A 13,148-nucleotide genomic window follows, 5' to 3' on the forward strand; every position below is an offset into this window, starting at 1 on the left:
GCCTAACATGGCCTTAGAACGTACTTTCTCAATTATCAAGCCGGATGCTGTTGCCAAAAACCTGATCGGTGCTATTTACAGCCGTTTTGAAGCTGCAGGCTTACGCATTGTTGCTGCCAAGATGTTACACTTAAGCCGCGAGCAAGCAGAAGGTTTCTACGCTGAACACAAAGAGCGTCCTTTCTTTAATGCTTTAGTGTCTTTCATGACTTCTGGCCCGGTAGTAGTACAGGTATTAGAAGGCGAAAACGCTGTATTGAAGAACCGTGAAATTATGGGCGCTACTAACCCGAAAGATGCTTTAGCGGGCACTTTACGTGCTGATTTTGCTGATAGCATCGATGAAAACGCGGTACACGGTTCAGATGCTGCTGCCTCTGCTGCCCGTGAAATTGCGTATTTTTTCACTGACGCAGAGCTGTGCAGCCGCACACGCTAATTTGCAGCTGACAGTGTAAAAACTAAGGGGGCAATAGCCCCCTTCTTTACATTAAGCCTGTTGCTTCGCCGATGTTAACGGCGTGCAATGAACAGCCCGATTGGCTGTTATAATGTTTTATTGATATTGGTTAGCAGGAGTATCCTGGAATGAGCAGTTCCACCGCTTTAGTAAATTTACTGGATCTGACCCGAGCGCAGATGCAGGAATTTTTCGTCAGTCTTGGCGAGAAGCCATTCCGTGCCGATCAGGTGATGAAGTGGATTTACCACTATTGTGTCGATGATTTCGATAAAATGACCAATATCAATAAAAAATTACGCGAACTATTAAAAAGCCGCTGCGAAATTAAAGCCCCGGTCATTGCTACCCGCCAGGACAGCGCTGACGGTACTATCAAGTTTGTGATGGCACTGGCAGGTGGGCAGGAAGTTGAAACCGTCTGGATCCCAGAAAAAGATCGCCGTACGCTATGCGTGTCTTCGCAAGTGGGTTGTGCCTTAGATTGCTCTTTTTGCTCGACTGCACAACAAGGTTTTAACCGTAATCTAAGTGTATCTGAAATTATTGGTCAGGTATGGCGGGTGTCACAAATCATTGGTAGCTTTGGTGATACCGGTGAAAAACCGGTGACTAACGTGGTTATGATGGGCATGGGTGAGCCGCTGCTTAATTTAAACAATGTGGTCCCGGCCATGGAGCTGATGCTGGAAGACTTCGGTTTTGGTTTATCTAAGCGTCGAGTAACGTTGAGTACCTCCGGTGTTGTCCCTGCGCTGGATTTACTGCGTGAAAAAATAGACGTCGCTTTAGCTATTTCTTTACATGCACCTAATAATGCACTGCGCGATGAACTGGTACCGGTCAATAAAAAGTATCCGATGGAGGAATTCCTGGCTGCGTCACGTCGTTATATTGAGCATTCAAAAGCCAACGATAAAGTGACAGTCGAATATGTGATGCTAGACGGTATTAACGATAGTATGGAACAAGCACATGAATTAGCTAAGGCATTGAAAGATACTCCTGCTAAGATTAATCTTATACCGTTTAACCCTTATCCCGGGTCGCCGTATAAGCGCTCGAGTAATTCACGGATTGATCGTTTTAACAAGGTCTTACAAGAACACGGTTTTACTGTTATGGTACGTAAAACTCGCGGTGATGACATTGACGCCGCCTGTGGGCAGTTGGTTGGCGATGTTATTGATCGCACCAAAAGATTAATTAAAAAGCAGCAAAAAGGTGAAGCCATCACAGTAAAAATGCTGCAATAACCGAATGGAAGGCCAGTGGTAATGCAGAAATATCCTGTTGTCACCGCGCTTACGGCTCTGTTTATACTCTCAGGCTGTGTGTCTGAGAGTACTTATGTTGCCAATGATCGTCAGGTCACGCAGCGTAATGTTGATAACACTGAAGCCGCTAAAACCCGGATCTCGTTGGGTTTAAATTATTTAAGACGTGGTGATACCACGCAAGCGTTATTTAACCTTGAGCGCGCCCGCAGCATGGCGCCGAATTTACCTGAAGTATACAACGCGTTGGCGTTCTACTATCAAACAGTAGGAGAGCAGGTACAAGCTGAAAATGCCTACAAGCAGGCCATTGCCAAAGATAGTAATAATGCTGATGCTTATAACAACTATGGTGCCTTTTTGTGTCAAATCGACAGGTTTGAGGATGCAGAACGGTTGCTGCTGTCAGCGATATCGAAACCTGGTTATATCAGGGTGGCGGAAAGTTACGAGAATCTTGCGTTATGTAAGTTAGAGCAAGACAGTTTTGAGCAAGCGCGTACTTATTTAAGTTCTTCTATTAGCCATAATGGTACTCGGGTCAGCACTTTAATTAATAGTGCAGCAGTCAACTATGCTATGGGTAACTTAGCCGATGCCAAGGCCGACTTACAGCGGATCCAGCGACTTGGCCGGGTTTCACCACGCAGCACATTGCTAAGTTTTCTGGTAGCAGAAAAGCAAGGCGATGTGCCAACGATGCGCCATGCAGAACAATTACTCCTGAGCTTGTATATCGATAGTACTGAAGCACGCTTAGTGCTGCAACAGCGTGTGCAAGAAAGCGAGTTTGAGCAGCTACGCGAACGCTATAAATTGCATATGTTAGCCAATCTAAAACCTACCTTCGCCAGCACTGGTCAGGTGGCGCTGACTCAGCCGGTGGCTAATCCACAGCTTAGAATTCGGCGAAAAACGGCTGAGGAACCTTCGGTACAGCCTGTAGTTGCAGTTAGTGAGCAGAGCGCTACCGTTAATGTTGCAGCGGTTGTCACAGCAACAGCAGTGTCATCAGCTGTTTCGAATCCGATGCAGCAACCACAACCTCTAAATGTATCAGAGCCGCTAATTACAGCGACCGAATCGTTGACTGTTACCAACAACAGTAATTCTGCTGCCAGCTTCTCAGCTGAGCAGGCGGAACCGGGTGAGGTTCCTTATCATCTTGTGTCAGAGGGCGAATCCCTGCATAGCATTTCGGTGAATTACAATATTTTATTAGCTCGTTTACAAGAGTGGAATAAGTTAACCCCTGAGTCGCGATTAAGGGTTGGGCAACGCGTTTGGCTAGGACCCAACGATGCGCCGCCAGAACCGCAAGCGCCACCGGTAAGGCTGGCCAATGCGCAACCTGTAGATGAGTATTATCATCTAGTCGCCGACGGTGATACTATGTTCGCCATCTCTTATCGCTATAATATTCGATTAGAACGCTTTATGGCTTGGAATGAACTGACGGAGAGAAGTCGGTTAAAAATAGGTCAAAAGCTCTATATTGTGGATCCGGCATCAATAAATCATGAGTAATAATGAACAAGCTCCAGCGGCCGAACAACCGGAATTAACGGTTGGCCAACTACTTAAACAAGAGCGCGAGCGGCGCAAGCTTACATTGGAACATGTTGCAAAACAGCTTAATTTAAAAGCTGATGTATTGCATTGCCTTGAAGCTGACCAACCAGACAAAACGATACTGCCTACTTTTATGCGTGGATACTTGCGTGCTTATGCCCGATTTTTAAAAATACCCGAGCAACAGCTGCTGAGCCGGTTTGAACAAACACATCAGGTGAAAAGCGCCCCGGTTAAAGCCATGAAAACCTTTTCTAACCGGCAAGCCAAGCAACAAACTGAAACCCGTTTTATGTGGTTAACCTATGTTATCCTGGCCATTCTGCTGGCTTCTTTTGCGGTGTGGTTGTGGCAAGGCGCCCGCGATTTTAATACTACAACAAGCAGTGCAGAAACAACACTCAGTAATCCCATTGCGACTGAAGCTTCAGCGCTTCCGCAAACCAGTACAGTATTGAGTGTTGAGCAGGCTTCTGACTCAGCTAGGCTTATCAACCCCGAAGTTGTTGAAGCAGAGCCTGATTTAACGGCAACAGAGCAGCCAGTGTTGGTCGAAGAGGCTGAACAACTGGCAGAAGTCGCAGCGGTGGCCGAGAATCCGACCGAGTCCTTTGGTGATAGTAGTAATAGCGGTTTAGATCGACTGAAAATGACTTTTAGCGACAATTGCTGGATAGATGTATTAGATGGCGATGGCGAACGTATTGCTTATGGTACCAAGCAAAGCGGCTATGTCATGGAGCTTAACGCCAAAGGTCCTTTTACCATTACTTTAGGTAATCCAAGTGTTGTTGCAATAGATATTAACCAAAAGCCTTTTGATATGTCGGGCTTTCCTGGTGGCCGTGTCGCGAAATTTACTTTGGCAGGACAAGACGAATAATGTTTGCAGAAAACCCGATTAAACGTCGGCACAGTACCCAAATCAAAGTGGGTAACGTAGTGATTGGTGGTGACGCCCCCATCGCAGTGCAATCTATGACAAATACTCGAACTACCGATGTTGCAGCGACCGTGGCACAAATTCGCGCAATTGCCGCCGCTGGTGCGGATCTGGTAAGGGTGTCGGTGCCGACGATGGATGCGGCAGAAGCCTTTAAGCTGATCAAACAACAATCACCTATTCCGCTGGTGGCCGATATCCACTTTGACTATCGTATCGCCCTTAAGGTGGCGGAGTATGGCGTGGACTGTTTACGTATTAACCCAGGCAATATCGGTCGTGAAGATCGGATACGTGCCGTGGTTGATGCAGCAAAAGATTATAATATTCCGATCCGTATAGGTGTAAATGGTGGTTCACTGGAAGCTGATATTCAGGAAAAATACCGTGAGCCTACACCGGAAGCTTTAGTTGAATCGGCTATGCGGCATGTGGATATCCTGGATCGTTTAAACTTTGATCAATTTAAGGTTAGCGTAAAGGCCTCAGATGTTTTTTTAGCAGTAGGCGCTTACCGTTTGTTAGCGAAGCAGATCAAGCAACCTCTGCATTTAGGCATCACCGAAGCTGGCGGCGCCCGAGCAGGTGCAGTGAAATCTGCTATTGGTTTGGGTATGTTGTTGGCCGAAGGTATCGGCGATACTTTGCGTATTTCGCTAGCTGCGGATCCCGTAGAAGAAGTAAAGGTTGCTTTCGATATTCTAAAATCGTTGCGCATTCGTGCTCGCGGCATCAACTTTATAGCGTGTCCCAGTTGTTCCCGTCAGGAATTTGATGTGATCAAAACCATGAATGAACTGGAACAACGTTTGGAAGATGTGATCGACCCACTAACGGTCTCAGTGATCGGTTGTGTGGTAAATGGTCCAGGCGAGGCGTTAATCTCCGATCTCGGTGTTGCTGGTGCCAATCGTAAAAGTGGCTTTTATATCAATGGCGAGCGGCAACGGTTGCGTCTAGACAATGAGCAGATTGCCGAGCAGCTCGAGCAGCAAGTTCGGCAGTACCTGCAGCAGCGTATCGCGATAAAGCAGTTATAAATGAGTAACGCAGAAATGGCTTACCACTGCGCTCTGCAACTCTGAAGCTCGCATCTTGTGGCTGTTTCGGTATATAATCGCATCCATTTTTTTGCATCCTTTATTGGTTGAGCTTTGCACTAAACTCAAATGACTCAGGTTGTTTGGGGATAAATGTTAACCCAAAACGGAAGAATTATTTTGTCGAAACAAATTCAGGCAATTCGCGGTATGAACGATTGCCTGCCGCAAGACTCTGGTCTGTGGCAATATGTAGAACAAGTGCTGCGGGATACAGTGGCCAGTTATGGTTACAGCGAGATTCGCTTTCCTATCGTTGAAATGACAGAGCTATTCAAGCGATCTATCGGCGAAGTAACCGACATCGTTGAAAAAGAAATGTATACCTTTACTGATCGTAACGGTGACAGCCTAACCTTGCGTCCTGAAGGCACGGCCTGCTGCGTAAGAGCCGGTAACGAGCACGGTTTACTGTACAATCAGGAACAGCGGCTATGGTATACCGGTCCGATGTTTCGCCACGAACGGCCACAAAAAGGCCGCTATCGCCAATTTCATCAATTTGGCTTAGAGGCATTCGGTATTGCCACCGCAGATATTGATGCCGAAGTCATTATTCTTAGCGCCCGCATCTGGCAGAGGCTAGGGCTGACGCCATATGTCAAGCTCGAGTTAAACTCCTTGGGCTCAAATGATGCCCGTGCGGCTTACCGCGATACACTCATTGCCTATCTTGAGCAGCATAAAGATTTGCTAGACGAAGATAGCTTGCGGCGTCTATACAGCAACCCGTTACGGGTGTTAGATAGCAAAAACCCGGCTATGGCCGAGATGCTGGCTGCAGCGCCTAAGCTTGCAGAGCATTTAGATGCAGAATCGGCTGCGCATTTTACGCAGTTACAGCAACGTTTAACCGCAGCAGGTATCGAATTTACGCTTAATCCACGTCTGGTTCGTGGTTTAGATTACTATAACCGCACAGTATTTGAGTGGGTAACCACTGAATTGGGCTCACAAGGCACAGTGTGTGCTGGTGGTCGATATGACGGTTTAGTTGAACAGTTAGGCGGTAAGGCTACCCCAGCTGTAGGCTTCGCTCTGGGCTTGGAACGTTTAATACTATTATTGCAGACACTAAACTTAGTTCCGGCATTAGCGGCTAGCGCCGATATTTATCTGATGGCGGTAGGTGAGTCTGCGGAACTTGCCGCAATAAGTGTTGCCGAAAGGCTGCGTAGTGATTTGCCCGCAAAACGTGTTATCTTGCACTGCGGCGGCGGCAATCTGAAAAAGCAATTTAAAAAAGCTGATAAATCGGGTGCTGAGCTGGCACTGATTTTAGGTGATGAAGAACTGGCACGCGGTGACGTGACCCTAAAATGGTTACGCCAGGATAAGCCACAACAAACCCTTAAGCTGAGCGAATTGGTTCAGCATCTGGCCTGAGAGAATAACGGAGTAGTTAGGTGGAAATTTACACGAGTGAAGAACAACAAGTTGAAGCCATCAAACGGTTTTGGAATCAATACGGTAAAGCTATCTTAGGCGGTGTGGTTATTGGCTTAACCTCATTGTACGGCTGGCGGTATTTCCAGGCAGAGCAGCGGGCCAGCGCAGAAGCTTTGTCTAATAGTTATGCTCAACTGGTCCAGCAGCAGGGTAATAATGAAGAGTGGTTGACTCAGGCGCAGCGTTTTATTGGCGAGCAAGGTAGCAACAACTACGCCATCTTTGCGGCGTTGTTATCAGCGAAGGAAGCGGTGAATGCAGGTGATTTTCAGGCTGCAAGCAATCATCTAAACTGGGCACAGCAAAACAGTAAAGATGCCAATGTGAAAGCGATAGCACAAATTCGTTTGGCCAGAGTACAACGTGAAACTGGTGATTTAGCGGCAGCATTGGCTACCCTAAACCAAACCATGCCAGCAAGCTTTGCCGCGCAACAAGCTGAATTAAAAGGTGATATCTTGCAAGCCAGTGGTGATCTAGCCGCGGCTAAAGCAGCATTTCAGCAAGCATTGGCGCAAGCCGGTGATAATACCCAGCTGTTACAAATTAAATTGGATGAGCTGGCGCACATCACTGCAGCGAACTAAGGGGCTGGCATGAAATTATCCATTAAAAACGCAGCCATAGCCCTGATAGCCTTTTCCTTAGTTGCTTGTTCAAGTAAAGAAAAGCTGGTATTACCAGACGTGCAAAATACCATTAGCCCCAAAAAGGTCTGGGACATTCAGGTGGGTAATGGTGTTAAACACTACGAGTCAGGTTTAAAACCTTTGTTGTTTAATGACAAGGTTTATATGGCGAGTCGTGAAGGTATAGTGCTAGCTGCAGATATCAAAAACGGTAAGCGGCTATGGACCTTTGATTTACGCAAAGATGATACCTTGTCGACCTGGGAGCGCTTAAGGCAAAACTGGTCGTCGGAAAATGCCCGTATTGCCGGTGGTATTAGCCAAGGGTATGGCAACATCTACTTCGGTACTGAGAACGGTGATGTTGTAGCGCTGAATGCTGAAACCGGTACTTTGGTTTGGCGTAGTCAGGTACCAGGCGAAGTGTTAACTAGCCCTGCAGTGGGTGATGGCTTTGTGGTGGTTAAACTAGGCACCGGTGGCTTGATTGCCCTTAACCCAGACAATGGTGAAGAGCGTTGGATTTTTGAGAACGAGCAACCACCACTAACCATCCGTGGCGTCAGTGAGCCAGTAATCGACAGCGGTGGTGTTGTTTACGGCACTGCTAATGGTCGGGTGGGTGTATTAGTGGTCGACCGTGGCTTCCAAGCCTGGGAAGAGGCTATCGCTACGCCCAAAGGTAGCACTGATTTATCGCGCTTGGTTGATGTAGATGCAAAACCTATAGTAGTAGCGGGTACTATTTACAGTATCGCGTTCAATGGCGAGTTATTTGCTCTCGATTTACGTAGCGGTCAACAATTATGGAAGCGCGATTACGCCAGTTTCCGTAATATGGCGGTGTCAGGTACTGTATTGTATTTGGTGGACTCGGTTGGTCGTATCTATGCAGTAGATCGTCGTAATGGTACAGAATTATGGAGCCAAACCGGTTTACATAAGCATTTTTTAACTGGTCCAACGGTATATAAAGACTACCTGGTTATCGGTGATAATAAAGGTAACTTACATTGGCTGGACCGCAGTACCGGTGACTTTGTTGCCCGGCAGCGTTTTGATAGCTCAGGTTTTTATCGCGAAGCAGTGGCGAACAGTGATTATTTAGTGATCACAACCCGTGATGGTGAGCTAACCTTATTACAAACGCCTTAAACTGCGTATTTAAATATTAAGCAGAAAACAGGCCTTTAATGAGAGGGCCTGTTTTCTTATTTTAGAGGCTGACAAAATGTTACCTGTAGTTGCCCTGGTAGGGCGTGCCAATGTTGGCAAATCAACGTTATTCAATCGCTTAACCCGTACTCGGGACGCCTTAGTAGCCGACTTCCCGGGGCTAACCCGTGATCGCAAATATGGTTCGGTTAACTTCGAAGGTATGGAGTTTATTGTGGTAGATACCGGTGGTATCGATGGCAATGAGCAAGGTATCGAAGTGGAAATGGCTGATCAATCGTTAAAAGCTATCGACGAGGCTGATGTGGTGTTGTTTATGGTAGATGCCCGGGCGGGCTCTACTGTCGGCGATCAGGCGATTGCGGATCATATTCGTCGGGTAAGAAAGCCGGTATTCTTGGTCGCAAATAAAACCGATGGTTTGGACGCCGATACCGCCGTGGCTGATTTTTATAGCCTGGGCATTGGTGAGGTTTACCCGATAGCGGCTGCACATGGTCGAGGCGTATCATCATTATTACAACACGCTCTGCTACCTTTTTTACAAGCCAAACAAGACGCGGCATTAGCCGATGGTGAAGCGGCGCCGGAGCTGGATCTTACTTCGGTTAGCGAAGAGGAGGCAGAGGCCGAAGCAGCCCGTTTGCGCTCAGAGCACATTAAACTGGCCATTGTTGGTCGTCCTAATGTCGGTAAGTCAACGCTAACTAACCGTATTTTAGGTGAAGAGCGGGTAGTGGTGTTTGATATGCCAGGCACCACCCGCGATTCGGTGTACATTCCGATGAAGCGCAATGAACGTGATTACACCCTGATTGATACTGCTGGGGTGCGTCGTCGTGGCAAAATCGATGACATGGTTGAGAAGTTTTCAGTAGTAAAAACCCTGCAAGCCATTGAAGATGCTAACGTGGTTATTTTGGTGGTTGATGCACGCCAAGGTATTTCAGATCAAGATTTAAGTATTTTAGGCTTTGTCCTTAATGCTGGCCGTTCACTGGTATTGGCCGTAAATAAATGGGATGGCTTAAACGACAGTGTTAAAGATGAAATTAAACGCGAGCTGGATCGCCGCTTAGGTTTTATCGATTTTGCCCGTTTGCACTTTATCTCGGCGTTGCACGGCTCAGGTGTCGGTAATTTATTTGAGTCAGTAGAGGAAGCTTTTGATTCTGCCACTAAGCGGGTTAGTACCTCGTTACTTACCCGTATTATGAAAATGGCACAAGAAGATCACCAACCGCCGATGGTTGCCGGTCGTCGTGTTAAACTTAAATATGCGCATGCCGGTGGTTATAATCCGCCGATCGTGGTGATCCATGGTAATCAGGTAAAAGACTTACCTGATTCCTATAAGCGCTATTTAATGAATTATTACCGCAAAGCGCTGCAAATGATGGGTACGCCAATTCGAATTGAATTTAGGGAAGGTGAAAACCCCTTTACCCCAACTAAAAAGAATACCGAGACAGCACTGCAAAAATATAAACGCGAACGCTTGTTAAAAGCACGGCAAAATTTAGCGCAAAAGACTAAGAGTAAGGATTAACAGATGAAATTCCGTTTTCCCGTTATCGTTATTGATGAAGATTTTCGCTCAGAGAACATTTCAGGCTCCGGTATTCGTGATCTGGCTGAAGCCATAGGTAGTCACGGTTTTGAAGTGATTGGTTATACCAGTTACGTCGATCTAACCGCCTTTGCCCAGCAAGCAAGTCGAGCATCATGTTTTATCTTATCCATTGACGATGAAGAATTTGGTGGCGGTAGCGATGCCGAAGTAAACAGCGCTTTGTTAGAGCTACGTGCCTTTGTGAAAGAAGTGCGCAAGCGCAATGCCGATATTCCTATTTTCTTATACGGTGAAACCCGCACTAGCCGCCATATCCCAAATGATATTCTGCGCGAGTTGCATGGCTTTATTCACATGTTTGAAGACACACCAGAGTTTGTGGCAAGGCATATTATCCGCGAAGCGCGTAAATATTTAGATGCCTTAGCACCCCCGTTTTTTAATGCACTAATGGATTATGCACAAGACAGCTCTTACTCCTGGCACTGCCCGGGGCACTCCGGCGGCGTGGCCTTTTTGAAAAGTCCTGTTGGCCAAATGTTCCATCAATTCTTTGGTGAAAACATGTTGCGGGCCGATGTCTGTAACTCGGTCGATGAGTTGGGGCAATTACTGGATCACACCGGGCCGGTAGCCGAGAGTGAAGCCAATGCCGCACGGATCTTTAACGCTGATCACCTGTTTTTTGTAACCAACGGCACTTCTACGTCAAACAAGATGGTGTGGCACTCCGTGGTCGCTCCCGGCGATATCGTAGTAGTAGACCGTAACTGTCATAAATCGATTTTACACTCGATTATTATGACCGGTGCTATTCCGGTGTTTTTAATGCCAACCCGTAATCATTTTGGCATTATCGGCCCTATTCCCAAAAGCGAGTTCTCGCCAGAGGCGATTGCCAAAAAGATTGAAGCTAATCCGTTTGCCCGCAATGCGAAAAACAAAAAACCGCGTATTTTAACCATTACACAAAGTACCTATGACGGTATTTTGTATAACGTGGAAGAGATTAAGCAAGAGCTGGGTTCAACCATTGATACGTTGCATTTTGATGAGGCTTGGTTGCCGCATGCCAGCTTTCACGAGTTTTACCACAATATGCATGCCATAGGTAAAGATCGGCCGCGCTCTGAAGAGACGCTGGTGTTTGCTACTCAATCTACCCATAAGCTGTTAGCGGGTTTATCGCAGGCATCACAAATTTTGGTGCAAAATGCCCAGCATCGTAATTTAGATACACACCGCTTTAACGAGTCTTATTTAATGCACAGTTCTACCAGCCCGCAATATGCCATTATTGCTAGCTGTGATGTAGCTGCGGCGATGATGGAGCCACCGGGCGGTACTGCTCTGGTAGAAGAATCGCTATTGGAAGCCATCGATTTTCGCCGCGCTATGCGTAAAGTCGATGCCGAATTTGGCGATGATGATTGGTGGTTTAAAGTTTGGGGCCCGGATTTACTGCCAGAAGAGGGCATAGGTAAACGTGAGAAGTGGGTGCTGCATGCTACCGATAGCTGGCATGGCTTTGGTGAAATTGAATCGGGCTTTAATATGCTGGATCCGATTAAAGCCACCATTATCACCCCTGGCATGAACCTGCATGGTCAGTTTGATGAAACCGGTATCCCGGCGGCCATTGTCAGTAAATATCTGGCAGAGCACGGTATTATTATTGAAAAAACCGGCCTCTATTCGTTCTTTATTATGTTTACCATTGGGATTACCAAGGGGCGCTGGAACTCGATGGTAACCGAGCTGCAGCAATTTAAAGACGACTATGATCAAAACCTGCCAATGTGGCGGGTGATGCCAGAATTTGCCGCTAAGAATAAGCGCTATGAAAAAGTCGGCCTGCGCGATCTGTGTCAGCGTATTCATAATATGTATCGTAAGTATGACGTGGCGAAAGTGACCACCGAAATGTACTTATCGCATATTGATACCGCCATGACCCCAGCCGATGCCTGGGCCAAGATGGCGCACCGTGAAATTGAACGGGTATCCATTGATGAAATTGAAGGCCGGGTAACCGCGATGCTGGTAACGCCTTATCCACCGGGTATTCCACTGATGGTGCCGGGCGAGCGCTTTAACAAAACCATTATCAATTACCTGAAATTCACCCGTGATTTTAACGGCGAATTCCCGGGCTTTGAAACCGACGTACACGGTTTAGTTCGTGAAATGGTAGATGGTGAAGTGAAATACTTTATTGATGTGGTGAAAGAATAAGATTTAAACGGTGTTGCTTAATAGCAGCTAAAAGCCGTTACCAACAAAAAGCCGGGATAGCTAGTTAGCATCCCGGTTTTTTTAACGGGCGAACGTAGAGCGCATTGCTAAAGCTGTTGATTAACGCTGCTCAAGCTGTAGCAATAGCGCCTGTTCTATCGCAAATACATGTTCATCCTGCTCACTCAACATACGCAACGCCTGCGCTAACTGCAGTAAATAGTCGCTATTCGTGCCACTTGGTCCTTGGCTTTTCGCAATATGCGCAGCAATGTCTGCCTCACTGGCTGGTCCTAAATAAGCCGCATTATCAGCGCTTGCCACATAAACCACACCGACTTCCTGGCCAAATCCGTCTAACCAATGCAACTCGGTAAAAAAGCGCAGATAGCCGTTTTTCTCGCGATGATCCAGATGCTCAAAGGTCTCCGGTGTAACCTGATACGCCATACCAACACAGCGCGCACCGTCGGCTGCCACTAGCGTGACTACCCGACCCGGTGCTTCCGGCGTGCCACGATGATCGTGTGAACCCTGCCAAAAACGCCGCTGCCAGCCATAAATACAAGCTGGCTTACATTGCAGATAGGGAAAATCGGCCTTATAAATCAGTGAACCATAGCCAAACAGCCACACCGACTCCAGATGCTGTAGCGGTTGGCGTTGTTGGTTTAAGGCAATAGTATTGTGTGACATAAGGCTCCAGACAAGTACATCAAATCAGCACGAGAGTA

At 47.0% G+C, this 13,148-nt stretch carries 11 protein-coding genes; 10 read left to right on the plus strand and 1 reads right to left on the minus strand.

What is annotated here, in order from left to right; translation table 11 throughout:
• The first annotated feature begins 7 nt into the window (after nucleotides 1-7).
• The 10 genes from ndk to IE163_RS03790 all read left to right on the plus strand — a co-directional run bounded on the left by ndk (nucleotide 8) and on the right by IE163_RS03790 (nucleotide 12,414).
• Nucleotides 8-439, plus strand: a complete 432-nt coding sequence (gene ndk / locus IE163_RS03745) for a nucleoside-diphosphate kinase (RefSeq protein ID WP_189430322.1) — start codon at nucleotides 8-10, stop codon at nucleotides 437-439.
• A gap of 149 nt (nucleotides 440-588) precedes the next feature.
• Nucleotides 589-1,716 (plus strand): dual-specificity RNA methyltransferase RlmN, encoded by a 1,128-nt coding sequence (gene rlmN / locus IE163_RS03750; protein ID WP_189430324.1) that lies wholly within the window; start codon nucleotides 589-591, stop codon nucleotides 1,714-1,716.
• A gap of 21 nt (nucleotides 1,717-1,737) precedes the next feature.
• A complete protein-coding gene (gene pilW / locus IE163_RS03755; RefSeq protein WP_189430325.1) occupies nucleotides 1,738-3,264 on the plus strand; it encodes a type IV pilus biogenesis/stability protein PilW in 1,527 nt (508 codons plus the stop codon).
• The gene (locus IE163_RS03760) at nucleotides 3,257-4,192 is read left to right on the plus strand and encodes a RodZ domain-containing protein (protein ID WP_189430327.1); all 936 of its coding nucleotides are present in this window, start codon (nucleotides 3,257-3,259) and stop codon (nucleotides 4,190-4,192) included. The genes pilW and IE163_RS03760 overlap by 8 nt, the downstream gene beginning before the upstream one ends.
• Complete coding sequence (gene ispG, locus IE163_RS03765; protein ID WP_189430329.1) at nucleotides 4,192-5,292, plus strand: flavodoxin-dependent (E)-4-hydroxy-3-methylbut-2-enyl-diphosphate synthase; 1,101 nt, start codon at nucleotides 4,192-4,194, stop codon at nucleotides 5,290-5,292. The genes IE163_RS03760 and ispG overlap by 1 nt, the downstream gene beginning before the upstream one ends.
• 180 nt (nucleotides 5,293-5,472) lie before the next feature.
• Complete coding sequence (gene hisS, locus IE163_RS03770) at nucleotides 5,473-6,738, plus strand: histidine--tRNA ligase (RefSeq protein WP_189430331.1); 1,266 nt, start codon at nucleotides 5,473-5,475, stop codon at nucleotides 6,736-6,738.
• Nucleotides 6,739-6,758: 20 nt separating this feature from the next.
• On the plus strand, nucleotides 6,759-7,388 hold the full coding sequence (locus IE163_RS03775) for a YfgM family protein (protein ID WP_189430333.1): 630 nt from the start codon (nucleotides 6,759-6,761) through the stop codon (nucleotides 7,386-7,388).
• Between the two features lie 9 nt (nucleotides 7,389-7,397).
• Entirely contained in the window at nucleotides 7,398-8,585 is a 1,188-nt protein-coding gene (bamB, locus tag IE163_RS03780; protein WP_189430336.1) for an outer membrane protein assembly factor BamB, read from the plus strand.
• Nucleotides 8,586-8,661: 76 nt separating this feature from the next.
• Nucleotides 8,662-10,155, plus strand: a complete 1,494-nt coding sequence (gene der, locus IE163_RS03785; protein ID WP_189430338.1) for a ribosome biogenesis GTPase Der — start codon at nucleotides 8,662-8,664, stop codon at nucleotides 10,153-10,155.
• A 3-nt stretch (nucleotides 10,156-10,158) separates the two neighbouring features.
• Nucleotides 10,159-12,414, plus strand: coding sequence for an arginine/lysine/ornithine decarboxylase (locus tag IE163_RS03790; RefSeq protein WP_189430340.1), 2,256 nt, complete (start codon nucleotides 10,159-10,161; stop codon nucleotides 12,412-12,414).
• Between the two features lie 120 nt (nucleotides 12,415-12,534).
• On the opposite strand, the gene IE163_RS03795 is transcribed toward IE163_RS03790, so the two are convergent.
• On the minus strand, nucleotides 12,535-13,110 hold the full coding sequence (locus IE163_RS03795) for a gamma-glutamylcyclotransferase (RefSeq protein WP_189430342.1): 576 nt from the start codon (nucleotides 13,108-13,110) through the stop codon (nucleotides 12,535-12,537).
• Nucleotides 13,111-13,148: the final 38 nt, after the last annotated feature.

Origin of the sequence: Alishewanella longhuensis, assembly GCF_014653435.1 — a bacterium.
Taxonomy (GTDB): domain Bacteria; phylum Pseudomonadota; class Gammaproteobacteria; order Enterobacterales; family Alteromonadaceae; genus Alishewanella; species Alishewanella longhuensis.

Coding starts and splice junctions, on each gene's coding strand:
- ndk (WP_189430322.1), top strand. CDS start 8: ATGGCCTTAGAACGTACTTTCTCAATTATCAAGCCGGATGCTGTTGCC.
- rlmN (WP_189430324.1), top strand. CDS start 589: ATGAGCAGTTCCACCGCTTTAGTAAATTTACTGGATCTGACCCGAGCG.
- pilW (WP_189430325.1), top strand. CDS start 1,738: ATGCAGAAATATCCTGTTGTCACCGCGCTTACGGCTCTGTTTATACTC.
- IE163_RS03760 (WP_189430327.1), top strand. CDS start 3,257: ATGAGTAATAATGAACAAGCTCCAGCGGCCGAACAACCGGAATTAACG.
- ispG (WP_189430329.1), top strand. CDS start 4,192: ATGTTTGCAGAAAACCCGATTAAACGTCGGCACAGTACCCAAATCAAA.
- bamB (WP_189430336.1), top strand. CDS start 7,398: ATGAAATTATCCATTAAAAACGCAGCCATAGCCCTGATAGCCTTTTCC.
- der (WP_189430338.1), top strand. CDS start 8,662: ATGTTACCTGTAGTTGCCCTGGTAGGGCGTGCCAATGTTGGCAAATCA.
- IE163_RS03790 (WP_189430340.1), top strand. CDS start 10,159: ATGAAATTCCGTTTTCCCGTTATCGTTATTGATGAAGATTTTCGCTCA.
- IE163_RS03795 (WP_189430342.1), bottom strand. CDS start 13,110: ATGTCACACAATACTATTGCCTTAAACCAACAACGCCAACCGCTACAG.